Source organism: Deltaproteobacteria bacterium (assembly GCA_029210625.1).
Lineage (GTDB): Bacteria > Myxococcota > Myxococcia > SLRQ01 > SLRQ01 > JARGFU01.
In genome coordinates, this window is record JARGFU010000005.1 from 210,601 (window position 1) to 233,072 (window position 22,472).

Sequence of the window (22,472 nt, forward strand, 5' to 3'; positions counted from 1 at the left end):
GTGGATCTATCGTTCGGCCGCAATCTTGATTGAGCAATCAATCATTTCCTAACCGGCTGAAAAGAGGAGCCAACCATGGCCGACTCCTGCAAGCAGTACTTCGACGAGATTCTCCCCGCGAAGCTCTCCGCCCACCCCGAGCTGGCCGAGAAGGTCGGCGCGATCTACCAGTTCAAGATCACCGGTGAGGGTGGCGGCGACTGGACCGTGGACCTCGTCAAGAACGAGGTGCGCGAGGGTGACGACGCCGACGCCAAGTGCACGGTGACCGTGGCCGACGCCGACTTCCTCAAGGTGATCGATGGATCCCTCAACGCCCAGATGGCCTTCATGAGCGGCAAGCTGAAGATCGGCGGGGACCTCTCCCTGGCCATGAAGCTCGGCGAGGTCCTCAAGGCCTGAGTCCGTTTTCTCGGTGAGCACGCCGGGAGGTCCGACCATGAAGCTCAAGGTGCTGGACCTCTCGCGCCTGCTGCCGGGTCCCTTCGCCTCCCAGATCCTCGCGGATCTGGGGGCCGAGGTCCTCAAGGTCGAGGACCCCCTCGGCGGTGACTACCTGCGGTGGATGCCACCCCTGAAGGGCTCGACCTCGGTGCTCTTCGCGGCGCTGAACCGCGGGAAGCGCTCCCTGGCCCTCTCGTTGAAGAGCGAGGCGGGAAGGGAGGTCTTCCTCGACCTGCTGCGCCAGGGCTGGGACATCGTCCTCGAGTCCTTCCGGCCCGGGGTGATGGACCGCCTCGGCCTCTCCGAGGCCCTGCTGCGCGCAGCCGCGCCCGGGCTCATCCTCTGCTCGATCAGCGGCTTCGGCGCCGAGGGCGAGGACGCGCCGCGGGCGGGCCACGATCTGGGCTACATCTCCCGGGCGGGCGTCGCGCACCTCCTGGGCCGCGCCGGTGAGGCCCCCGTGGTCCCCGGCGTGCAGATCGCCGATCTGGCCGGCGGCGCCTACCCGGCGGCGTGTGGCATCCTCGCCGCCGCGCTGCAGCGGGAGCAGACGGGGGAGGGGGCGCACCTCCAGATCTCCATGACCCACGCCGCCGCCTCGCTGCTCACCGCGGGCTTCGCCGGCGCCACCGGCGGGGGAGAGCCCCTGGCCCGGGGGGAACTGGTCCTGGGGGGTGGGGCGCCCTGCTATGGCTTCTACGCCTGCGCGGACGGCAAGCAGCTGGCCGTGGCCGCCCTCGAGCCCCAGTTCTGGGAGCGCTTCTGCGCCGCGCTGGAGCTGCCCGAGCTCTCGGGGCGCGGCCTCGATCGGGGGGAGGCCGGGGCCGAGGTCCGCGCGACCCTGGAGGCCCGCTTCGCCACGAAGCCCCAGGCCGAGTGGGAGGCCTTCTTCCGGGAGCACGACTGCTGTGTCGAGCCGGTGCGGGAGGGGTTGGAGGCGCTGGACGATCCGTATCTGGGGTTGCGCGAGCGGATGGTCTCCGCCCGCCTGCCGGGGGAGGAGGAGGCGCTGGAGGTGCTCCCCACGCCGCTGGCCGATCCGGCCACGGCGCCGACCGAGGTGCCGGGGTTGGGGGAGCACACCGGGGAGGTCTTGCGATCCCTTGGCTACGATGCGGACCGAATCGAAGCTCTGGCGACCGAAGGGGTCATCGGGGGCGCCTAGGGAATCGCGGGAGAAGCCGTGCACGTGCACGTGGACGTGCAGGCACCCCGATGCTAGCGGGAGCTCCGAGATCGAGACCCGGAATCCCGCGGAAGGAGTCGACCGCCGGCAGCGCTATCCCGGCCAGCTGGCCGGGCGCTGGCGGCGGGCAGCGGGGAGGGGTCCCTCGGGCTCGAGCAGGGGGGCGCGGGGGGAGCGAGACGCTCCCCCCTTTTAAAGGAAGTCACCCCGGACGACGCGGGTTCAGGCATCGTGCCGGGGCGGTGGGCTTCCTTCCCGATCCGAAGCCTACCGCCGTAACGGCGCCTGTCACTTTTTTTACCCTTCGCCCGATATGTGGGTGGGTGTCAGTGGGTGTGGGCGAAGTGGCGCAGCCGCTCGATCTTCTCGGCCTCGCTGGGCTCCTTGCCCGTGAGCTGCCAGGGGGGCAGGTGGCGCGCGCCGGGGCGCCGGGGGCCGCTCTCGAAGGTCTTCGGGGCGGTGTAGCCGCCGCCGTCGGCGTCGACGAAGAGGGCGTTGGTGAAGGCGATGGGCGGGCTCTCGTCGAGGATGACCGGGAAGCCGGTGGCGGCGGCGCCGCGGACCACGACCACGTACCAGGCGTCGGCGGTGGGGTTCGCGGTGAAGGTCCGGCTGATCACGTAGCGCCGGTGGGGCGCGGCCGGATCACTGATGCCCGCGCCGAGGACCGGGGTCTCCGTCGAGAGATCGACGGTGGCGGTGAAGGTCGGGGTGGGCAGGTCGGCCATCTGGGCGTAGGGCACCGCGTCGAAGCCGTCGATGTTGGAGTAGACCTCGATGGCGTCGAAGGTCATCCAGGTCGGGATCTGCACCTCGACGCTCAGGGTCACCGCGTCACCGGGGGCGGCCAGGGTGAGGGTGCCGCCGACGCCGGTGGTGTCGCCCGCGGGGTTGCTGGCCGTGAGGCCGACGAAGGGGCCGGTGGTGCCGATGGCCCGGCCGGCGTTGAGGTTCGCGATGAACTCGGCCTCGTCGAAGGTCTGCGGGGTCTCGGTGGCGGGCGTCACGGCGACGTAGGTCAGGGGGTTGCCCATGTCGCCGGCGTAGGCCTTGTGGGTGTCGCTCACGGCGGTGGCGGTGCGGGCGAGGCCCCGCTGGTGCAGCGCGATCCAGTCGGCGAAGCGCGGCGCGAAGTCGCCGAAGCTGCGGCCGTTGAGGATCTCCATGGCGGTGAAGCCGTCGTCGAAGAGGCCGGTGTCGTCCCCGTTCACGATGCTCGTGGACATGTGGAGGTAGGCCGGATCGGTGGCGGTCTTGCCGGTGGCGAAGTCCATGCCGATGGAGGTGAAGTAGCCCAGGCCGCCGCGGGGGTGGTTGAGCTGGACGACCTTCTCGGTGGGGCCGGGCATGTCCTTGAGGAGCTGGAAGACGGTGCCCGGCGAGTGGGTCTCGGCCTCGCCGTTGCCCCAGTCGAGGGCGCCGCCCTGCACCTCGGCGGGATCCTCGAAGAGGGGGAAGGCGTTCACGTGACCCCAGTCGAAGGTGGTCATCTCCTGGCCGACGATCGTCTTCATCACGCCGTCGGCGCCGGCCTGGGTGACGTAGGGCGCCCAGTCGGTGATGAAGTCGTGGTCGGTGGCGACCATGATCTCGACGTTCTCGGCGACCATCGAGGCGACGCGGTCGAGGTGGAGGATGGGGGCGTCGGGGCTGTTCACGCCGTGGACGTGGAGATCGGAGCTGATCCAGCCGGTGGTGTCGATGACCCGGTCGAGCTCGGCCTCGACGGTGACCGGGGTGCCGACCGCGGCGGTGATGGTGTGCTGGCCGGTGGGCCAGTCGGCCGGGAAGGTCGAGTACTCGATGCCGCGGCTGACCACCACCTGGTAGTCACCCGGAGGCACCTGGAAGGTGAGGGTGCCGGTGGCGGGGATCCAGCCGATGTGCTGCACGTTCAGGGGCCAGCCGTCGTAGTCGACGTCCCGGAAGCGGCGCCCGGTGGAGCGCAGGGGCTTGGGGCAGGCGGCGGGGCAAATGAGGGTCACCTTGCCGGGCATGAGGTTGCCGGCCCGATCCCTCGCGTTGACGGTGACCGTCGCGGTCTCGGCGACGGTGAGGGCGGGCGTGAGGGTGTCACCGCCGGCCACCGTGAGATCGACGGTGTTGGAGTAGGGGAAGCCCGGGGCGTCGACCTGCAGGGTGTAGCTGCCCGCGGCGAGCCGGCCCGAGAATGTGCCGTCGCTCTCGACCATGAAGCCGGAGACCGGGAGGCTGCCGTCCAGGACGGAGACCCGGGTGTTGGCGGGGATGCCGCCGGGGATGGTGACGGTGCCGTTCACCTGGCCCAGGCTCGAGCCGAGGTTCGCCTCGTACTCGGCGGTGACGCCGGCGAGGTCGCGGGCGACGACGAAGTCGCGGATGATCACGTCCTGCTCACCCGGCTGGAGCTCGACGGCGCCGGAGGGGAGGGTGGCCGGGCGCTCGGTGCCGGTGAAGTCGAAGAGGCTCTCGCCGCCGAGGAGCACGCTGGTCGTGCCCGAGATGGTCATCGCCATGTTGGGCAGGCCGCGCTCACCGAAGACATCGACCGGGAGCCAGCCGTAGGCCGTCTCGGGGGTGACGTGGGCCAGGTAGAGGTCGGCGGCCTCGGGGACCAGGTCCGGGTAGCCGAAGCGGCCGCCGCTGTTGCGGGCGGGGTTGAAGAGGGTGGCGTAGCCGCCCCGCGCGAACTGCTCGACGACGAAGAGGGGGTAGGCCGCCGCGCTGTCGTTGCGGAAGACCGTGACCATCCGCACCTTCGTGGCCCCGGGATCGAGGATGTAGAAGGTGGTGATGTTCAGGTCCATGTCGAGGTCGGGATCGACCCAGACCTTGCCCAGGGCCCCCAGCGCGTTCTCGAGCAGGTAGGGGACGTTGAGGATGTCGTTGAGGGTGTCGGTGCCGGCCACGGCGAGCACGGCGCTGCCGCCCTCGCTGCCGTCGCGGAAGACCTTCACCTCGTTGACCTTCAGGGTCCGCCCGAAGTTGATGAGGAAGAAGAGCTCGTCGAAGCCGTCGGCGTCCTCTTCTCCGGCGCCCCGGACGATGTCGGCGTCGAGGATGTTCCCGCCCCAGGGGGAGATGCCGGCCGAGCGGTTGGCGCCCTGGACCACGACCCGGATCTTGTCGTTCTGGAGGATGTAGTCACCGGCCCGACCCTGGGCGGCGACGCCGCCGATGAGGTCGGCCTCGGTGGCCTGCTTCGCCGAGGCGCCGGTGCCGGCCTCGGTGACGTGGGCGGTGATGTCGAGGCAGACGCCGGTGAAGTTCTCGCAGGGATCGTCACCGCCGCCGCCGCCCTTCTTGGGGCAGCTCGCGACGAGGGCGAGCGGGGTGATGACGATTGCGGCGATCAGGAGCTGAAGGTGGCGGCGCATTTGTTTCCCTCCGGGGCGCGCAAAATTCGGTGCGTCACTCTATCGGGGCAGAGATCGAAGTTCCACCCGTGCTAAGCCTCTTCGAAACGATGCCCGCCGCCGTCCCAGAGGGCCCCCTGGCCCTGCCCTTCGACTGCCGCTGGGGGGAAGCCCTCCTGGTGTGGAGCCCGGCGGGGATCCACGAGCTCTACCTGCCCGATCCGCTCGCCTCGCGGCGGCGGCGGCAGGCACCGGCGAGGCAGCCCCGGACGATCGCCGACGAGGCCGGCGCCCGCCACCGGCCGCCGATCGTCAGCCGCCGGCGGGCCGGGGCGATCGCCCGCGCGATCGCCGATCGGATCGCCGGCCACCTCGAGGGCGAGCTGGACGACTTCCTCGACCTCGAGCTGATCTACCCGGAGAAGGCCACGCGCTTCCGCCTGGCGGTCTGGGAGGCGGCCCGGCGGGTCCCCCCCGGGCTCGTGCTCTCCTACGGGGAGCTGGCCGAGGAGGTGGGGCGGCCGGGGGCAGCCCGGGCCGTGGGCACGGCCATGAAGGAGACCCCCTTCCCCCTGCTCGTGCCGGCCCACCGGGTGATCGGCGCCGGGCGGCGGCCCGGGGGGTGGACCGGCCCGGGAGGGGTGAGCCGCAAGCTGGCGCTCCTGGAGATCGAGGGGGTCGATCTCCTCGGCTAGTCGAGTCTGCTAGGCTCGAAGCCCTCGTGAAGGCGCTCTTCCCCTATCACCACCCCGAGGACCGCCCGCGCGCCGAGCGCTGGCGCCGCAACCTCGGCGCCTTCGTCGCCGACAGCGGCTTCCGCTCCCTGGCCCACCTCTCCGGGCGCCTGCCCATGGCGCGCCCCGAGTGGCACGGGCTCGGCCGGGTCACGGACGTGGCCTATCGCCAGGAGAACCGGCCCGAGTTCCGGCTCGACATCTACCGCCCGCGGGTCGCGGGCCCACACCCGGTCGTCTTCTACGTCCACGGCGGCGGCTTCCGGATGCTCTCCAAGGACAGCCACTGGCTGATGGGGCTGCTCTTCGCGCGCCGCGGCTACCTCACCTTCAACGTGAGCTACCGGCTGGCGCCAGCGCACCCCTTCCCGGCGGCCATCGAGGACGTCTGCCTCGCCTACCAGTGGGTGGGCCGGAACCTCGAGGCCTGGGGCGGCGATCCGGGGCGGGTGGTCGTCGCCGGGGAGTCGGCGGGCGGCAACCTCGCCCTGGCCCTGACCCTCGCCGCGACCCAGCGGCGTCCCGAGTTCTTCGCCCGGGGGGTCTTCGAGCACGCCCCCCGGATCCAGGCGACGCTGCCGGCCTGCGGGATGCTGCAGGTCAGCGACCCCGAGCGCTTCGGCCGGCGCCGCCCGATCCCGCGCCTGCTCCTGGATCGCCTGGAGGAGGTCCGCGACTGCTACCTGCGGGACGTCGACGAGGAGCGCGCCGGGGGGCTCGAGCTCGCCGATCCGCTCTGCGTCCTCGAGTCGGGCGTGGCCCTCGATCGGCGGCTGCCTCCCTTCTTCACCCTCTGCGGCACCCGGGACCCGCTCCTCGACGACAGCCGGCGGCTGCACGCCGCGCTCGAGAGGCGGCGGGTCCGCTCGGAGCTCGCCGTCTACCCCGGCGAGGCGCACGTCTTCCACACCTTCCTGTGGCGGCGCGCCGCCCGGGAGGCCTGGCGGCGGACCTTCCGCTTCCTGGACTCGGTGCCCGCCCTCCAGGAGGAGGGCGGCGGCAGCTCAGCAGCCCGGAACGACCCGTAGCTTCAGCTTCAGGCGCACCGAGGTGCCGATCGACTTGTGGTTGCAGGCCTCCATCAGGGTGGCCAGCGGACCCTTCAGGCCGAAGGGCTCGAAGGGGATGAGGGTCAGGTCCCGCTGCTCCACCGTCCAGGCGTCGCCCTCGCGCTTCAGCGTCATTGGCACCTCCAGGCCCTGCGTCTTGCCGTGCATCAGCAGGTCGCCCTTCACCGTGAGCTCGACCGCGGCGCCCTCCTCGCTGGGGAGCGCGGCGGGCAGGCCGGTGATCTCGCTGGCGGTGAAGGTCATCGCCGCGTTCTCACCCTGCTCGACCTCGAAGAAGAGCTTGGCGACGCGCTTGTCCCGGCCCTCGTTGCCGGTGTTCACGGTCAGGGCGTTGGCCCAGAAGGAGAGCGCGGGCTTCTCCCCGAGCACGGCGAAGCCATGGATGTCGCCGAACTTGCCGGGCACCAGCACCGTCTCGTTCTTGTAGGAGACGAAGCCCACCCGCGAGACCGCGGGGTCCAGCTTGTAGACCTTCGTGGCGTCCGCGGCGCAGGCCGCGGCCAGGGCCGCCTCGCCGGGGCCGGCGACCTTGCCGTAGGCCTCGTTGGCGGCCTTCGGATCCACCGCGGGGACGCCCTCCGGATCCGGGCCGTCCACCCACTTCTCGTTCTTCAGGTGCTCGACGCCCTCGGGGATGGCGGGCGGGGCCGGCTTCTCCTCCTCCTTGGCCGCGACCTTCTCCTCGGCCTTCTCCCCGGGCGCCGCCTCGGGGGCCGGCGCAGCCTTCTTCTCGGGGCAGCCGGTGATGAGCCCCGCCATCAGCAGGGTCGAGCCCGCCAGCGTCGTCCACTTCCAGATCGTCATGGTCGCCTCCCTCGAGTCCGGTTGGAGCGTTCGATCCGGGAGATCCCGGACCGCAGCGCCACCTGTTGTCCGCCCGGCGGCGGCGGGAGGCAAGGTCGGCGGCGTTGACATCCGGGACATCTGTCTGCTTTCGTGATCCCAGCGATCGTGGCGCGTACCCCCCCAGGACGGACCCGCGAGAGGGTCTACCGCTTCATGCGGGAGCGGCTGCTGGCCGGCGACTCACCCAGCCTGCGAGAGGTGCAGCAGGCCATGGGCTTCGCCGCGGTGGAGAGCGCCCGCCGGCAGCTGGAGCGCCTGGTCGCCGAGGGGCGCCTCGAGAAGGCCAGCGGCCGCGCCCGGGGCTATCGCCTGCCGCCGGGAGAGGAGGGGGACGACGCCGTCCCGGTGCGGCAGGTGCCGCTGATCGGCCAGGTCGCGGCGGGTCCCCTCGAGGCGGCCATCGAGGTGCCCGAGGGCTACGTGGCGTTCTCGATGAGCGGCGCCGCCGGCGAGCACTTCGCGCTGCGGGTGCAGGGCGAGAGCATGATCGACGCGGGCATCCTGCCGGGCGACGTGGTCATCGTGCGCCGCCAGAGCGAGGCGCCCAGCGGCGCCATCGTGGTCGCCCGGGTCGGTGAGGAGGCGACGGTGAAGCGCCTGCGCCGCCGCGGCCGCCGGGTCGAGCTGCTGGCCGAGAACCCGAGGGTGGCTGACATCGTCCCCGACCCGGAGGCGCTCGAGATCCTCGGCGTCGTGGTCGAGCTGCGCCGCCAGCTCTAAGGCGCGAACCAGTAGGCGAGCTTCATCGCCAGGACGTGCTGGCCCGCGCCGGTGAAGCCCTCGGCGACGCCCTGGAGGAGGGGCCGGGGCAGGGCGTCGCTCCAGCTGCGATCCTGCTGCCACACCAGGTAGAGGGTGCTGCCGGGGAGGAACTCCCAGCGCAGGACCAGGTTCGAGCGCAGGGAGCTGTAGTGGAAGTCGTAGTCGGAGAGCCAGACCCGCTCGCCCTCGTCCTCGAGGCCGACGTAGCCGTCCTCGCGGGCGAGCTGCTCACCCCCGCTCCAGCGCACCTCGCCGGTGTGGCCGTCGAGGAGCCGGCCGTAGTCGTCGTAGCGGCCGCTGGTCGTGTAGAGCTCGGCGTAGAGCTCGAGGTGGAGGTCGGGGGTCAGGCCGATCTGCAGGCGCAGGGGGAAGGCGAGGGTCGAGCGCAGGCCCCGGGCGAAGAAGTAGCGCCGGCCGTAGGTGTCCAGCGCGCCCCCGGGCCCGCCGTCGAGGGTGTCGACGTACTGCCACGTGACGTAGGAGCGGTTGAACCTCGGGGTGAAGGAGAGGCGCACCCGGCTGCCCAGCTGGGCGGAGAGCGAGAGGTCGCTGCCGAACCAGCGGCCGCCCTCCGCGGTGGCGCCGGTGTGGACGAAGAGGTTCGCGGTCTGCTTGCGGGTGCCCGGGCTGTAGACGCCGCCGCCGGCGCTGAAGCCCTCGGAGGTGCGCAGGAGCGGGCCGCCCCGGGTGGCCCGGTCGTCCTGGGCCGGGAGCCAGCCGGAGACGAAGAAGTTCGCGCCCCAGTAGCTCTTCAGGGTGAGGCTGCCGAAGATCTCCCCCTGGGCGCCGGTGAGGACCCCACCGTAGTTCCAGCGGGCCATGCTCCAGGCGTTGAGGTTCCAGCGGTGGACGGGGCCGCCGGGCTCGAGGTCCCGGCGCTGGACCCAGGCGCTGGCGCGCACCTCGTCCGCCCGGGAGAGGAAGCCCAGGTCGTTGAGCTCGAAGCCCGGGGAGGTGGCGGCGAGATCGGCGCTCCAGAGCCAGTGCTCGCCCTCGACCTTCTCCAGCGAGGAGGCCAGCGCGTAGCCCTCGAGGGAGCGCCGGCCGGGATCGACCGAGACGTGGCCCTGGTCCGGGCGCTGGTAGTAGCGGGCGCTGGAGCGCTGCAGGTCCCGGATGGCGGCCTCCGAGCCGTGGACGTGGCTGCCGCCGGCGTGGCCCGAGAGCTCGTAGTCGCCCCCGCCGAGGCGCAGGGAGAAGTCACCGCCGCCGGTGAAGGCTCGATCGGGGAGCTGCTCGGCCAGCGCCTCGCCCGGCCGCAGGGCGCGCTGCAGGCCGGTGAGGGAGACGCCCACCGTGGAGTCGTCCTCGCCCACCTGCTGCTGCAACCGCAGCACTCCGAAGCCGGTGAAGGGCTCGACCGCCTCCCGGCCGCCCTGGCCGGTGGCGAGGTCGTGGGTGTCGGCGTGCTCCCGGGCGGTGCTGGCCAGGAGGAGGCCCCCCGAGAGGCCACCCTCGGTGCGGCCGGTCACCTTGGCCGCGCCGAGGATCCGGCTGGCCCGGGGCAGGTCGACGTAGTCGGCGTCGGGGTAGACCGAGGGCGGCGCCCCGATGCGGCGGGAGTAGAAGTACTGCGGGCCGTTGCCCGAGAGCAGGCCGTTGCCCTCGACGAAGAAGGGGCGCTTCTCGGAGAAGAAGGTCTCGAAGTCCGAGAGGTTCACCTCGGCGGGATCGGCCTCGACCTGCCCGAAGTCGGGGAGCACCGTGGCGTCGAGGGTCAGATCCGGCCCCAGGCCGATCTTCGCGTCGAGGCCCAGCCGGCCGCCGGGGAGGTTGGCCTGGCCGAAGGGATCGAGGGGATCGCGGGCCGCGGGGGTGAGGTGCCGCAGGTCGGCGGCGAGATAGGGCAGGAGCTCGATGTGCCGCGGGGTCTTCACCTCCGCGAGGCCGGTGAGGTCGCCGAAGTAGGAGGACCAGCCCTTCGCCTTCTTCGGGACCGGGATCCAGAAGACGTCCTCGTTGGTGTTGGGGAGGTAGCGGTTGAAGTTCACCCCGAAGGTCAGGGCCTCGCCGCCTCCGTTCTGGTTGAAGCGCAGCTGCGAGAAGGGGATCCGCATCTCGCAGCTCCAGCCCCAGTCGGTGAGGACCGCGTCGGCCTCCCAGACCGGATCGTAGGAGGCGTCCCGGGCCCACTCGCTGTCCTCGGTGTGGATCCAGTCGGCCCGCACGCCGGCGGCGGTGACCGCGAAGCTGTAGGCGGTGCGGCGGTTGAGGAAGGTGTCGAGGGAGACGATGAAGCGCTCGGCGCCGCTGGTGTCGTCCCGGCGGGTGAGGAGGGCGCGGGTGGCCGCCGGATCGGAGGCGTGGAGGCGGGCGCCGATGTAGAGGGCCTGATCGTCGTAGAGGAGCGCGACCTCGGTGCGATCGCTGGGGGGGGCGCCCTCTTCGGGCTCCTTCTGGAGGAAGTCGTCGACGAAGGTGGCCGCCTGCCAGTGCGCCTCGTCGAGGCGGCCGTCGATCTTGCTGCGCGCCCCGGGCGCGAGGCGCCGGGCCGGGAGCTGCTTGCGCACCCGGGGGGCGGGCTCCGCGCCGGCCCGGGCCGGGAGGGAGGGGAGGCCGCCGAGCAGGAGGAGGGCGAGGCCGAGGAGGGTGGATCGTGCCAGCGGCATCGGGCCGCAAGGTAGCAGATCTCTCGGGTTGACAATGGAGACAAAAGTCTGCTTTCGTCGAGGCATGGCGTTGGCACTCGAGGAGGCCCTGCGGGCCCGGCGATTCGACCTGCGGCGAGGCCGCCTCCCGGCCCCGGCTCCGGAGGCCGAGGCCCCCCGGGGCAGCCTGGAGAGCCTGCGGGGGCGGCTGGTGCAGCTCGACGGGGGCGTCGGCGCCGGCGCGGCCCTCACCCTCGCGGCCGCCTACCTGCGCGAGGCGCAGGGGGCCGGCGAGCCGGTGGCCTGGATCCAGGGCGGCGCGGCGGGGGAGGGCGAGCCCTCGATCTTCTTCCCCGCCGATCTCCTGGCCTGGGGGATCGATCTCTCGGCCCTGCCGGTGGTGCGGGCGAAGGGGGCGCCCTTCGCCGCGGCCGACAAGCTCCTGCGCAGCGGCGCCTTCGGGCTCCTGGTGATCGATCTCGCGGGGCCGGGGGAGCTGCCCCTGGCGGCCCAGACCCGCCTCTCGGGCCTGGCCCAGAGGCACGAGTGCGTCGTGATCTTCCTCACCGATCGCGGCCCCGAGGACGAGTCCCTCGGATCGCTCCTCTCCCTGCGCCTCTCCTGCCGCTGGCGGCGCGACGGGGGGCGCTTCCTCTGCCGGGCCGAGGCCCTCAAGGACAAGCGGCTGGGGCCGGGCTGGTCCCGGGAGCTCGAGGTGACGGGTGCGCCTGGCCTGCGTTGAGGTCCCCGAGCTTCCCCTGCAGCTGCTCTACCGCGAGCACCCCGGCTGGCGAGAGCGGCCGGCGGTGGTCCTCGAGGCGGACCGGGCCTCGGCGAAGGTGAGCTTCGTGAGCGAGGAGGCCCGGCGCAAGGGCGTCCTCCCGGGGATGCGCTACGCCGCGGCCCTCTCCCTCTGCGCCGGCCTCGAGGCCGGGGTCGTCTCGCCTTCGCGGGTGCGCGAGGCGGTGCTGGCCCTCGCCGGGCAGCTGCAGGCCCTCTCACCCTCGGTGGAGCCCTCCGGGGACGAGCCCGGGATCTTCTGGCTGGACGCCTCCGGCCTCCTGCCCCTCTACCCGAGCCTGGGGGACTGGGGCCGGGCCCTCCTCGCCGGCGTCGCCCGGGCGGGCTTCTCGGCCCGGGTGGTGGTGGGCTTCGGCCGGATGGGGAGCTACGCCCTGGTGCGCTCGGGGGCGCCCACCCTGCGGATCCTCTCCGGCCCGGAGGAGGAGCGCCGCCGGATGCAGGCCGTGCCCCTCCACCGCCTGGGGATCGAGCCGAAGCTGCGCGACGCCCTCGCGCGCCTGGGCGTCACCACCCTGGGCGAGCTGGTGGCGCTGCCGGGGGGCGGCCTGCGGGGGCGCTTCGGTGAGCGGGCCCACCGCCTCCATCGCCTGGCCAGCGAGGAGCTGCAGCTGCCGCTGACGCCGCACCGGCCGGTGGAGCCGGTGCGCGCCGAGCTCGCGCTCGAGCACGGAGAGGCCGACCGGCACCGCCTCCTCTTCGCGCTGAAGGGGCGCCTCGATCTCCTGTTGAAGGCGCTCGACGATCGCCGGGAGGCCCTCGTCCTGCTGCGGGTCGAGCTCGGACACGAGGACGGGCAGGTGAGCCGGCTGACGATCCGGCCGGCGGCGCCCACCCTCGACGGCCCTCAGCTGGCCGACCTGCTCCGGCTGCGCCTCGAGCGGGCGAGCCTGGCGCCGGCCATCGTCGAGGCCCGGCTCGAGGCAGCGAGCGTCCGCCCCACGATCCGCCAGCCCCTGCTCTTCGCGCGCCGGGAGCGGCGCGACCGGGAGGCCGCCACCCGGGCCCTCTTCCGCCTGCGGGCCGAGCTGGGGGACGAGGCGGTGGTCTTCCCCGCCCTGGCCTCGGCGCACCTCCCGGAGGGGCAGGTGCGCTGGGTGGAGGGGGGCGAGCTGCCCGAGGCGCGCCCCCTGCCACCGGATCGACCGCGCCTGGTGCGGCGCTTCCACGCCCGGTCCCGCCCTCTCCCCGGGCGCTGCGCGCCTCTCCAGCCCGGCGTCCGCCTGGCCGGCGGCCCCTACCTCGTCTCGGGGGGCTGGTGGCGGCGCGAGGTCGAGCGCCACTACCACTTCGTCGAGAGCCGCGAGGGGGCGCTGCTCTGGATCTACTACGACGGGATCCGCCGCCGCTGGCGTCTGCAGGGGAGGGTGGATTAGCGGCCGCGCCGGATCTACCTTCGCCCCCCATGAGCCCCTGCAAGTACTGGCTGATGAAGAGCGAGCCCTCGGTCTACGGCATCGCCGATCTCGAGAGAGATGGGCAGGCCGGCTGGGAGGGCGTGCGCAACTACCAGGCCCGCAACTTCATGCGGGACGAGATGAAGCTGGGCGACCTGGTCCTCTTCTACCACTCCAACAGCAAGCCCAGCGGCGTCGCGGGCCTGGCGAAGGTGGTGCGGGAGGCCTACCCCGACGCGGCGGCCCTCGATCGGAAGAGCGAGTACTTCGATCCGAAGGCCACCGCGGACGATCCCCGCTGGGTGCAGGTCGACCTGGGCTTCGTCGAGCGCTTCGACGAGGTCCTCCCCCTCGAGGCCCTCAAGGACGACCCGAAGCTGGCCGAGATGCTGGTCGTCCAGCGCGGCCAGCGCCTCTCGATCCAGCCCGTGACGGCGCCGCACTTTCGCCGGGTGCTGAAGCTCGCTGGCGCCAGCACCCGGCTCTAGCGGACACCTACCCGCGGCACTCGTTGTTGTTGTTGCAGGTCTGCCCGGTGGCGCAGTCGCTGTCGGTGCGGCACTCCTCACACTGCACCCCGATGCAGACCGGCAGGGCCGGGTCGAAGTCGCAGTGGGAGTCCACCGCACACTCCTCGCAGCGGAAGTTCACGCAGGCCGGATCACCGCCACCGCAGTTCAGGTCGGTGATGCACTCGGCGCAGATCCGCCGGTCGGTGTCGCAGAAGGGCAGCCCACCGTCCGTGCAGTCGGCGTCGGTCTGACAGCCGGTGACGCACTCGAGGTCGGCGTCACAGACCCCCGCCGCTCCGCAGTCGAGGTTCTGGATGCACTCCTCGCAGCGGCCGTTGATGCAGTAGGGCGAGGCAGTGGCGCAGTCGTCGTTGCCCAGGCACTCCTCGCAGCGGAAGGTGTCGGGGTCGCAGAGGGGCCGGCCGGCCGGGCAGTCGGGATCCCGCGCGCACTCGGCGCAGAAGCCCTGGTCGAGGATGCAGATGTCGCCGGTCTCGCAGACGGCGTTGCCCTCGCAGGCCGGCACGCACTCGCCGCGGGGGTCGCAGACCGGCTCCGCCGTCCCGCAGTCCCGGTCGGCCTGGCACTCCATGCAGCGGCGCCGCTCGGCGTCGCAGAAGGGCTCGATGGTGGGGCAGTCCTCGTCCGTGGCGCACTCGCCACAGAAGCCGTCCCGGGAGCAGACCTGCTGGTTGTTGCAGTCGGCCTCGGTCTGGCACTCGACGCAGAAGCCGCGATCACCGCAGATCGGAGTCTCGCCGCCGCAGTCGGTGACGGTGTCGCACTGAGCGCCGTAGCCGACGAGGCGGCCGCCGGCCTTTCCGGAACAGGAACAACCGCTGGTGGTGGAGGCCAGGCCGAAGAGCGCCAGCCCGGCGACGATGGTCAGAAACGAGTAGAGACGATGCATGGAATTCCCCTCACTTCGAGTGCGGGACCGGGCCCTCGCGGGCCCGGTCCTCGATGAAAAGATCACTCGCCGTACCAGACTGCCACACCCTGGTCGGTGCCGAACACCTTCTCTCCGCCGGGTGCGATGGTCACGGAGTTCACGACGTTCGAGGGCAGGCCGTCGGCGGTGGTGATCATCAGGAAGGTGCCGACCGCCGGGTCGAAGCGGAACGCGCCGCCGCCATCCGTCGCGCCCCAGACCACGCCGTTGGCGTCGACCACGATGTCGTTCACCGCGGGCTCGGTGAGCCCCTCGGCCTCGCCGAAGGCGGTCCACTGGTAGGTCCCGGGGCTGCCGTCGAGGCGGGCGATCCCACCGTCGAAGGCCACCCAGAGGGAGCCGTCGGGGCCGATGGTCACGGCGTCGAGCTGGGTCTCGGGCAGGCCGTCGTTGGGGATGCGGTCGAAGGTGCCGTTGACGTGGTCATAGAAGACCAGGCCGCTGTCGGTGGCCAGCCAGAAGCCGGCGCCGGCCTCGGCCGCGACGTCGTTGACGTTGTCGCTGCCGTTCCAGTCCCCGCCGTCGAAGGTGCTCGTGTTCCCGGTGGCGGTGTCCACCACGAAGATGCCGTTGTTGGTGGCGGCCACGACGATGTCGCCCTCGATGGCGACGGCGTCGACGTTGTTCGTGCCGAGGTCCTGGCTGATCTGAGTGTCGTAGGCAGTGCAGGTCAGGGCGTCGGCCGGCCCGGAGCAGATGGAGAGCCCGGAGTCGGAGCCGATCACGATGAGGGTGCCGTTGGTGGTGCCGCTGGCGGTGGCGATGGCGTTGAGCGGGCCGCCCCCGCCGCCGCCGGTGGCCAGGCCGAGATCGGCGCGGTTGTAGGTGGTCACCGTGCCGTCGGTGGCGGTGAAGGTGAGGGTCTGATCCGTCACCGCCCAGTCGCCCCGGCCGGCCGGATCGGTGGTCGCGTCGTTCACCGGGCCGCCGGTCGGCTGCGAGGTCGTGATCAGCGGGCCGCCGCCCGCGGGATCCACGTAGACGACCCGCGTGTCCCGTCCCCGGGCGCCGTTGGCGTCGAAGGCGACGAGCTCGACCTCGATCTTGCCGGCGCTGACCCCGGTGAGGGTGAAGGACCCGCCGCTGCCGGTCTGGCCGGTGGCGACGTCGGTCCAGGTGGCCGTGGCCGTGATGTCGCCGTCCTCGGGATCGATGGCCGTGCCGGTGAAGGTGAGGTCGGTGCCGGCGCTGATGGTCGTACCGTCCGCCGCCGGATCGGTGATGGTCACGTTCGGGGGCTGGTTGGCGCGCACGTAGTCGAGGGTGATCTGGTCCGTCGCGGTCGCCGGGAGGCCGCCCACCAGGGCGCTCAGGGTTGCCCGGATGACGTGGGTGCCCGCGGTCGCCAGCTGGGTGGTCACCGTGGGCCCGACGCCGATCTGGCCGTCGACGTCGCTGGTCCAGGTGACGGTGGCCGCCGGATCGCTGGTGATCGTGTTGGCGTCGAAGGTGATGGTGTCGCCGAAGGTGTGGGTCGAGCCGTTGCCCGGGTTGTTGATCCGGATGGCCGGCTCGCCGACCGTGATCCGGATGGAGTCGCTGCCGGTGTCACCGGTGGCGGGGTCGGTGGCGTTGCAGGAGATCAGGTGCGTACCGTCCACGACGGCGGTGGTGATCTGCGGGCCGATGCCGATCTGCCCGGACACGTCACTGCTCCAGGTGACCTCGGCGGTGGCCAGGAGGTTGCCACCGAGGCGCACCCGGCAGTCGAAGTCGATGGTCTGACCCGAGGGGAAGATGTCCCGGTCGTTGGGGTTGCGGATCGTCACCTCGAGGGGTGGTACGGCCACGGAGACGTCGATGGTGGCGGAGCCGCTGGTGCCGTCGTCGGCGCTGGCGGTCAGGGTGATGACGTGGGCGCCCTCGGGCAGCGCGGTGCGCACCTGGGGGCCGATGCCGATCTGGCCGGCGAGGTCCGAGCTCCAGACCAGGTTGGCGTTGGGGACCGCCGTGCTGGTGCGGGTGTCGAGGCCCGAGCCGATGAAGGTGATGGTGTCGCCGGGCGCGAAGCTGCTTCCCGTGGCCGGGCGGTCGATGGTGACCTCGATCAGGCCACCGCCTCCACCGTCGCTGCCGCTGCCTCCATCCTGGAGGTCGCCGCCTCCCTTGTCGCCGCAGGCGACGGTGAAGGCGAGCAGGGCGGTGAAGAGGACGATCTTGCTCTCTCTCATGGTCTTCCCTCCGGCCGGCGCGGGTTCCTCGGGCATTCGATGCCGACCTGGTACCTCTCTGGACCCGGCGTCGCTGCGGAGCGGCCACACCTTTTTTCGGCCCGGAGGAGATCCGGGGGAAAACGGGGCTCTACTCGCAGATATCGACGGGCTCGCTGCTGTGGGGGCGGCAGCTGCCGCCCCCCGGGCAGTCGAGGTCGTCGGAGCACTCGAGGGTGCAGAACCCGTCGAGGCAGAGGCCGCCCTCACCGCAGGCCTCGTCGCTGCCGCAGTTGCGGTGCTCGACGGTGGCGCGCAGCGCCGGGCAGGAGGCGTCCTTGGGCCGACAGATCCGGGCCAGGCTCCCCTCGAGGCTCGAGCAGGTGTAGGCGCCGGGGCAGTCGAGGTCGTCGAAGCAGAGGAGGGCGCAGGTGCCACCACCGCCGCTGCCACCACCGCTCTCCCCCTCGATGCAGAGGCCCGAGGCACAGTCCGAGGCATCCTGGCAGGGCTCGCAGGAGGCGCCCGTGCCGGTGGGGGCCGGCCCGAGGGTGACCGTCAGGCTCAGCCGATCACCGGGGCCCTCACCGGTGATCCGGTGGCGGCTGCTGCCATAGCCCGGGTGGGAGAGCTCCACGTCGAGGGGCAGCCAGGGCAGCCCCCGCAGCTCGAAGCGCCCGTCCTCCTCGGTCACCTCGGCCTCGCCGAAGATCATCTCCGCGGGGAAGCCCGGGAGGCGGATCTGCGCCCAGAGGACGTTGCCGTCCGAGAGCAGCACCTGGCCGTCGACGCGGACGCCGGCCTCCATCGGGACCTCGACGTCCTCGCGGTCCCGGCGGTTGTAGAGCTCGAAGCCCTCGAGCACCGCCGCAGAGCCCTCGCCATCGGAGGCCACGAGATCGAAGGTGCCGGTGGGCAGGTCCTCCAGCGCGAAGGAGCCGTCCGCCTCGACCCGGACGAAGGTCTCGGGGGCGCCCATCACTCCCACCCAGGCCGACTCGGCGCGGTAGGAGCCGACCAGCCAGCCGCGAACGTCGGCCTCACCGTCCTCGAAGAGGTCGGTCCGCCACTCGCCGCAGGCGGGCAGCAGGAGGGCCAGGCAGAGGGTCGGGATCGTCCAGCGCATCTTCATCTAGAAGGACCTCCCGAGAGTGAGAGCGGCCACACCCATCGAGGTGCTGTGGACCTCGCCGTCGAGGACGAAGGGCAGGTAGTGGAGCTGGCCCTCGAGGCCCACCTCCCAGCCGCGCAGGCGCAGCACGACCCCGGCGTGGCCGCCGGGGAGCAGGGTGGTGAGGCTCTGCCGCTCCACCAGGTCCGAGAGGTAGAAGGTGCGGCTCAGGCTGGCCAGGTTGAGGTGCGGTCCGAGCTGGAGGCGCAGCGGGCCGCGCTCGAGGCTCCAGAGCAGGGCGCCGCCGGCGGTCAGGAAGCGCACCGTCTGGCGCTGCTCGACCCCCGCCGGGAAGGCGGTCTGCTCGGTGTAGCCGACCGCGAGGTCCAGGCGCAGGGCGAGCGAGGGCGAGAGGAAGCGCCTGCGCTCGAGGAAGAGCCCCAGGCGCGGCACCGGGCGGAGGGTCTCCCGGGCCAGGTCCCGCCCGGTGAGGGCGGTGGCTCCGGCGCCGAGCCCCGTGCGCCAGCCGGGCTCGCGGGCCAGGAGGAGCTGATCGGCGGCCAGGCGATCGCCCGGCCCCAGCCGGACCCTGCCCAGGTCGAGGGTGGGCTGGCCCTCGCGGGTGAGCTCGAGGGCGTGGGCGCCCTCGCCGAGGACGACCTGGCCGGGCAGGGTGCCCTTCGTCCGGCCGTTCACCTTGAGCGAGTAGCCCGAGAGGCCCGGGGCATAGGAGTAGACCACCGGCAGGCCGGGGCCCGTGAGGTGACCGGCGAGGAGCACCGGATCGGCGCCGATGATCGTGCTCTCCACCGAGGGGATCTGCTTGCCCTGCGTGTAGTCGTAGGTCTGGCGGCGAGCGTGATCGTGGGCCTCGGTGGCGCTGACGGCGCCGTCTCCGTTGGCGTCGGCGCCGGCGGTCAGCGCCTCGATCAGGAAGTGGGTGTAGACGTCGTGCTGCAGGCCGTCGTCCTCGCGGGCGGGCTGACCGAGGTCGGCGGCCGAGAGCACGAGGGAGGCCCGGCTGACCGTCTCGAGGGCGGAGGGGCCCTTGAGGCGGGCCAGGGTGGCCTCCATCTGCGGCGTGAGCAGGCTCTTTCCGCCGCCGCTGTGGCAGGTGGCCAGGATCAGCGCCTTGCGCCGGGAGGGCAGCCCCTCGTAGGCCGCGAGGAGGTCGTCCACCAGCAGCCCCGTCCCGCGCAGGTCCTGGGGGTCGGTGGTGGTGGTGACCAGCACCCGGTCGAGGGCGCCGGTGGGGGAGGGGGCCAGCGTGCCGTGCCCCGAGAGGTAGACCACCACCGTGTCGGTCGGGCGGGGGGCGAGCGCGGCCAGCGAGCGCACGGCCTCGAGCAGGGCGGCGCGGCTCGTCTCCTCGGGGCCGGTGAGGACCCGGACCTCGTCGAAGCCTCCCCGGGCGGGATCGGAGAGGACCGCGCCGAGGTCCCGGGCGTCCTTCGCGGCGTAGCGCAGGGGCGTCCAGAAGGGATCGGAGTAGGTGTCGATGCCGACCAGGAGGGCGACCTTCCGGGGGGCGAGCTGTCGGTCCACGACCTCGGGGGAGAGGCCGGCCAGGTGGACCACCGCCCCCTTGCCGCCCTTCTCCCGCACGCCGGCGTGGCCGCAGGAGAGGAGCAGCAGGGCGCCGCCGAGGAGGGCGGCGAGGGTGAGCGCGGGGCTCGTCTGGGGTCGCAGCTTCAAGGCCTCTCGTCTTCAGCCTAGATCATCTGGTCCCGTTCAGGCGCACCGCAACCCGGGCCGAGCCTCCCCCCTCCCGCTCGAAGGTCACCTCGATGGTCTCGCCCAGCCCGGGATCGTCCAGGGCGATGGCCACGACGGCCTCCCCGTCCGCGAGGGTCGAGCTCCCCCTGGCGGGGCAGAGCGCCTCCCTCTCCAGCAGCAGGGCGCCGCCGCTCTCCACCCGCAGAGCGCCGCAGAGGCCCTCCTCCGGGGCGTCGAAGCGCAGCAGCAGGTGCCCCTCCCGGGCCACGAGGGCGTCGCCGGCCAGGGCCCGCAGGGCGCCCTCCTCGCCGGCGAGGGCGAGCTCCAGCCGGGGGAGCGCGCGCTCGTCGCCGCCCTTCAGGCGCACCCCCTCGCCCGCCCCGGGCCCCGTCGAGGGGCCGGAGACGAGGAGGAAGAGGGCCGCGGCGGCGGCCACGGCGCTGGAGGCGACCCAGAGGAGGCGCCGGGGGGGCCGCCGCAGGGCACGCTCGATGCGGCGCCCGGCGAGCTCGTCCGCGGGCCAGCCCGCCTCGCGGACCCCCAGGAGGGCCTCGTCGGCCTCGCCGTCGAGGGCGTCGACCTCTCCCGCGAGGCTCGCCTCGGCCAGGCGCTCCTCGCAGAGCTCGCAGTCGGTCTCCAGGTGCGCCCGCAGGGCGGCGCGCTCGTCCTCCGGCAGGGTGCCCTCGAGGAGCGCCTGCCAGCGCTGCGGGGTGAGGTGGATCTCGCTCATGCTTCCTCCAGGGAAAGGAGCCGCGCCGCCAGGCGGCGCTTGATGCGGGCGCGGAAGCGCTCGAGGCGCATGGTGACCGTGCTCTTGCCCACGCCGAGCCGCTCGGCGATCTCCCGGGCCGAGAGCTCTCCCTCCAGGTAGAAGAGCTCGATCGTCGTGCGGGCCTCCCCCTCGGGGAGGGCGTCGATGAGCTCCCGGACGAGCTCGATGCGGGTCTGGCGCTCCACCTCCCGGGCGTCCGCGCGGGGGGCGCGGATCCCCGCCGCGGGATCGGCGGCGAAGGCGGCCAGGGCCCGGCGCTCGCTCGCGCGGCGGGCGAGGCGGCCGAGGGCGCGGGAGCGCGCGATGGAGAGGAGCCAGGGCCGCAGGCGGGAGGGGTCCCGCAGCTCGCCGAGCCGCTGGTGGGCCCGGATGAAGGTGTCCTGGACGGTGTCTTGCACTTCGGCCTCCGACAGCGTTCCGAAGCCCTGACAGACCCGCAGCACGACCCCCCCGTGGCGGGCATGGATCTCCCGCCATGCCGGGGAGCTCCCGGCAAGCGCCTCACTCACCAGCGCTGCGTCGTCCTTCATGATCTCGTTGCTGTCAGCCCCTAGACCCCCGGGATCTCCCGGTGGCCACACCTTATTCACCCGGGATCTCACTTTCTGTCACCCGTGCTATCAGCCTGCCCGATGAGCACGCGCACCCACCGTCCTCCCGAGGCTCGCTGCGAGATCAACACCTTCAAGGAGGGGCTGCTCTCCCGGGTGGCCCACGATCTGGCCATCGCGGTCGAGCGCTTCGAGGTCACCATCGGCCCCGAGGGTGAGCTCGAGGCGAGCTTCGCCGCCGACTCCCTGAAGACCCTGCACGCCCTGAAGAAGGGCGCCCCGGCGCCGAAGGCTCTCTCGGCGAAGGACCTGCGGACCATCGACGCGTCGATAAGGGACGAGGTGCTCGGGAGCGGCAGGATGCCCACCATCACCTACCGGGGGAGGGTGGAGGAGGCCGGGGAGACCGCCCGGATCGACGGGACCCTCTCCCTCCACGGGGTCGAGCGCCGCCTCCGGCTGGAGGCCCGCCGCGCCGGAGACCGCTGGGAGGCCGAGGTCGAGCTGAACCAGCCCGACTACGGCATCCGCCCCTTCACCGCCCTGATGGGGAGCCTGAAGATCAAGCCCGAGGTGCGGATCAAGATCTCGCTGCCTGCTTAGCCTTGTTTCAGATCGCCCAGGGATCGGAGCGTGTGCGCGGGCGCCCCGGTGGTGTGAGGGTGGGCCCGGTGAGAATCAATTGCAGTTGAGATTGATTCTCTGAAACCCTGGAAAAGGGGCAAAAACCAGATTGACGCCCCTCGGCGTCACCGCTACCAAGAGTTTGCATCCGAGGCGTTGGGAGCACCGCGGATGGTGTCGGTCGGCGGACGGGCGTTGCGGAACATGCGCGGCCCCCCAGCGCACCCGTGGTGCGTCCAGACGCCCCCATCTCCCATTCAAACGTCGAAGGCCCTGCCGGGAAGCGATCCTCGCAGCGCTCCGAGGGAATCAACGAAGATGAGACCTACTCCACTGGCCCTGGTGCTCTCGGCCACGCTCGCCTTCCTGGGCTGCTATGGCGAGGGGAAGCGCGGTGACGAAATGCCTCGCTTCCCTGATCACAAGGAGATCGGCAGCACCACCCATAGCGCAGCAAACGCCGACCCCAGCTCTGCAGATATCGACGAGTTCGCGGTCCAGGCCAAGGCGCCGCCCATCTCCGAGGGCTACTTCCCCTGCTCCGACTGCCACGCAGACATGGAGACCAACCGGGAGCGGCGGGAGCTCGAGGACGAGCACGACTCGGTGGTGCTGAAGCACGGCACCCGTGAGCGCTGGTGCTTCGACTGCCACGATCCGGACAACCGGGACGAGCTCCGGCTGGCGAGCGGCACGAAGATCCCCTTCGAGAAGTCCTACCGGCTCTGCGGCCAGTGCCACGGCCCCAAGCTCCGCGACTGGCGGGCCGGGGTGCACGGCAAGCGGACCGGGAAGTGGAACGGCGAGAAGGAGTATTTGCTCTGCGTCCACTGCCACAACCCGCACGCACCCCTCTTCGCCCCGCTCGTTCCGAAGCGGCGACCTCGCGCGCCTCACGAGATCACCTTCAGCAAGGACTAG

19 protein-coding genes are annotated in these 22,472 nt (G+C 72.3%); 10 read left to right on the forward strand and 9 right to left on the reverse strand.

Translation table 11 applies throughout. From position 1 onward, the window contains the following. The first annotated feature begins 75 nt into the window (after nt 1-75). Both P1V51_06615 and P1V51_06620 read left to right on the forward strand, forming a co-directional pair. Nucleotides 76-402 (forward strand): SCP2 sterol-binding domain-containing protein, encoded by a 327-nt coding sequence (locus P1V51_06615; protein ID MDF1562696.1) that lies wholly within the window; start codon nt 76-78, stop codon nt 400-402. 37 nt (nt 403-439) lie between these two features. After that, nucleotides 440-1,609: a CaiB/BaiF CoA-transferase family protein gene (locus P1V51_06620; protein ID MDF1562697.1), complete on the forward strand. Its 1,170-nt coding sequence runs from the start codon at nt 440-442 to the stop codon at nt 1,607-1,609. 347 nt (nt 1,610-1,956) lie between these two features. On the opposite strand, the gene P1V51_06625 is transcribed toward P1V51_06620, so the two are convergent. Next, nucleotides 1,957-4,986, reverse strand: coding sequence for a CehA/McbA family metallohydrolase (locus tag P1V51_06625; protein MDF1562698.1), 3,030 nt, complete (start codon nt 4,984-4,986; stop codon nt 1,957-1,959). 89 nt (nt 4,987-5,075) lie between these two features. On the opposite strand from P1V51_06625, the gene P1V51_06630 reads away from it, so the two are divergent. Together P1V51_06630 and P1V51_06635 are read left to right on the forward strand one after the other, a co-directional pair. Beyond that, nucleotides 5,076-5,660 carry an MGMT family protein gene (locus tag P1V51_06630; protein ID MDF1562699.1) on the forward strand — a complete coding sequence of 195 codons (585 nt, stop codon included), beginning with the start codon at nt 5,076-5,078 and terminating at the stop codon, nt 5,658-5,660. Nucleotides 5,661-5,686: 26 nt separating this feature from the next. Then, nucleotides 5,687-6,727 (forward strand): alpha/beta hydrolase, encoded by a 1,041-nt coding sequence (locus P1V51_06635; GenBank protein ID MDF1562700.1) that lies wholly within the window; start codon nt 5,687-5,689, stop codon nt 6,725-6,727. Here P1V51_06635 and P1V51_06640 read toward each other — a convergent pair. After that, nucleotides 6,704-7,573 carry a YceI family protein gene (locus P1V51_06640; GenBank protein ID MDF1562701.1) on the reverse strand — a complete coding sequence of 290 codons (870 nt, stop codon included), beginning with the start codon at nt 7,571-7,573 and terminating at the stop codon, nt 6,704-6,706. The two genes, P1V51_06635 and P1V51_06640, sit on opposite strands and share 24 nt — an antisense overlap. A gap of 147 nt (nt 7,574-7,720) precedes the next feature. Between P1V51_06640 and lexA the strand changes: the two genes are divergently transcribed. Continuing rightward, nucleotides 7,721-8,335: a transcriptional repressor LexA gene (gene lexA, locus P1V51_06645; GenBank protein ID MDF1562702.1), complete on the forward strand. Its 615-nt coding sequence runs from the start codon at nt 7,721-7,723 to the stop codon at nt 8,333-8,335. Here the strand turns inward: lexA and P1V51_06650 are convergent. Beyond that, nucleotides 8,332-10,986 (reverse strand): DUF5916 domain-containing protein, encoded by a 2,655-nt coding sequence (locus P1V51_06650; GenBank protein ID MDF1562703.1) that lies wholly within the window; start codon nt 10,984-10,986, stop codon nt 8,332-8,334. The genes lexA and P1V51_06650 overlap by 4 nt on opposite strands. A gap of 64 nt (nt 10,987-11,050) precedes the next feature. Between P1V51_06650 and P1V51_06655 the strand changes: the two genes are divergently transcribed. The 3 genes from P1V51_06655 to P1V51_06665 are packed head-to-tail and all read left to right on the forward strand — an operon-like array spanning nt 11,051 to nt 13,651. Further along, the gene (locus P1V51_06655) at nt 11,051-11,707 is read left to right on the forward strand and encodes a recombinase A (GenBank protein ID MDF1562704.1); all 657 of its coding nucleotides are present in this window, start codon (nt 11,051-11,053) and stop codon (nt 11,705-11,707) included. Beyond that, nucleotides 11,688-13,142 (forward strand): DNA polymerase Y family protein, encoded by a 1,455-nt coding sequence (locus tag P1V51_06660; protein ID MDF1562705.1) that lies wholly within the window; start codon nt 11,688-11,690, stop codon nt 13,140-13,142. Before P1V51_06655 ends, P1V51_06660 begins: the two co-directional genes overlap by 20 nt. Before the next feature lie 29 nt (nt 13,143-13,171). Further along, the gene (locus P1V51_06665; protein MDF1562706.1) at nt 13,172-13,651 is read left to right on the forward strand and encodes an EVE domain-containing protein; all 480 of its coding nucleotides are present in this window, start codon (nt 13,172-13,174) and stop codon (nt 13,649-13,651) included. Between the two features lie 7 nt (nt 13,652-13,658). On the opposite strand, the gene P1V51_06670 is transcribed toward P1V51_06665, so the two are convergent. The 6 genes from P1V51_06670 to P1V51_06695 all read right to left on the reverse strand — a co-directional run bounded on the left by P1V51_06670 (nt 13,659) and on the right by P1V51_06695 (nt 20,906). Beyond that, entirely contained in the window at nt 13,659-14,585 is a 927-nt protein-coding gene (locus tag P1V51_06670) for a hypothetical protein (protein ID MDF1562707.1), read from the reverse strand. Between the two features lie 62 nt (nt 14,586-14,647). Then, entirely contained in the window at nt 14,648-16,798 is a 2,151-nt protein-coding gene (locus P1V51_06675; protein ID MDF1562708.1) for a hypothetical protein, read from the reverse strand. Nucleotides 16,799-16,928: 130 nt separating this feature from the next. Beyond that, nucleotides 16,929-17,909, reverse strand: a complete 981-nt coding sequence (locus tag P1V51_06680; protein MDF1562709.1) for a carboxypeptidase-like regulatory domain-containing protein — start codon at nt 17,907-17,909, stop codon at nt 16,929-16,931. Next, complete coding sequence (locus tag P1V51_06685; GenBank protein MDF1562710.1) at nt 17,910-19,583, reverse strand: caspase family protein; 1,674 nt, start codon at nt 19,581-19,583, stop codon at nt 17,910-17,912. A 22-nt stretch (nt 19,584-19,605) separates the two neighbouring features. Beyond that, nucleotides 19,606-20,334: a hypothetical protein gene (locus P1V51_06690; GenBank protein ID MDF1562711.1), complete on the reverse strand. Its 729-nt coding sequence runs from the start codon at nt 20,332-20,334 to the stop codon at nt 19,606-19,608. Beyond that, a complete protein-coding gene (locus P1V51_06695) occupies nt 20,331-20,906 on the reverse strand; it encodes a sigma-70 family RNA polymerase sigma factor (GenBank protein MDF1562712.1) in 576 nt (191 codons plus the stop codon). The genes P1V51_06690 and P1V51_06695 overlap by 4 nt, the downstream gene beginning before the upstream one ends. Nucleotides 20,907-21,008: 102 nt before the next feature. On the opposite strand from P1V51_06695, the gene P1V51_06700 reads away from it, so the two are divergent. Next, nucleotides 21,009-21,530, forward strand: a complete 522-nt coding sequence (locus tag P1V51_06700) for a YceI family protein (GenBank protein MDF1562713.1) — start codon at nt 21,009-21,011, stop codon at nt 21,528-21,530. A gap of 339 nt (nt 21,531-21,869) precedes the next feature. Continuing rightward, nucleotides 21,870-22,472, forward strand: coding sequence for a cytochrome c3 family protein (locus P1V51_06705; protein ID MDF1562714.1), 603 nt, complete (start codon nt 21,870-21,872; stop codon nt 22,470-22,472).

Bases quoted from the DNA above. Each gene is read 5' to 3' on its own strand.
- P1V51_06615 (MDF1562696.1), top strand. From the start codon at position 76: ATGGCCGACTCCTGCAAGCAGTACTTCGACGAGATTCTCCCCGCGAAG.
- P1V51_06620 (MDF1562697.1), top strand. From the start codon at position 440: ATGAAGCTCAAGGTGCTGGACCTCTCGCGCCTGCTGCCGGGTCCCTTC.
- P1V51_06625 (MDF1562698.1), bottom strand. From the start codon at position 4,986: ATGCGCCGCCACCTTCAGCTCCTGATCGCCGCAATCGTCATCACCCCG.
- P1V51_06630 (MDF1562699.1), top strand. From the start codon at position 5,076: ATGCCCGCCGCCGTCCCAGAGGGCCCCCTGGCCCTGCCCTTCGACTGC.
- P1V51_06640 (MDF1562701.1), bottom strand. From the start codon at position 7,573: ATGACGATCTGGAAGTGGACGACGCTGGCGGGCTCGACCCTGCTGATG.
- P1V51_06650 (MDF1562703.1), bottom strand. From the start codon at position 10,986: ATGCCGCTGGCACGATCCACCCTCCTCGGCCTCGCCCTCCTCCTGCTC.
- P1V51_06655 (MDF1562704.1), top strand. From the start codon at position 11,051: ATGGCGTTGGCACTCGAGGAGGCCCTGCGGGCCCGGCGATTCGACCTG.
- P1V51_06665 (MDF1562706.1), top strand. From the start codon at position 13,172: ATGAGCCCCTGCAAGTACTGGCTGATGAAGAGCGAGCCCTCGGTCTAC.
- P1V51_06670 (MDF1562707.1), bottom strand. From the start codon at position 14,585: ATGCATCGTCTCTACTCGTTTCTGACCATCGTCGCCGGGCTGGCGCTC.
- P1V51_06675 (MDF1562708.1), bottom strand. From the start codon at position 16,798: ATGAGAGAGAGCAAGATCGTCCTCTTCACCGCCCTGCTCGCCTTCACC.
- P1V51_06680 (MDF1562709.1), bottom strand. From the start codon at position 17,909: ATGAAGATGCGCTGGACGATCCCGACCCTCTGCCTGGCCCTCCTGCTG.
- P1V51_06690 (MDF1562711.1), bottom strand. From the start codon at position 20,334: ATGAGCGAGATCCACCTCACCCCGCAGCGCTGGCAGGCGCTCCTCGAG.
- P1V51_06695 (MDF1562712.1), bottom strand. From the start codon at position 20,906: ATGAAGGACGACGCAGCGCTGGTGAGTGAGGCGCTTGCCGGGAGCTCC.
- P1V51_06700 (MDF1562713.1), top strand. From the start codon at position 21,009: ATGAGCACGCGCACCCACCGTCCTCCCGAGGCTCGCTGCGAGATCAAC.
- P1V51_06705 (MDF1562714.1), top strand. From the start codon at position 21,870: ATGAGACCTACTCCACTGGCCCTGGTGCTCTCGGCCACGCTCGCCTTC.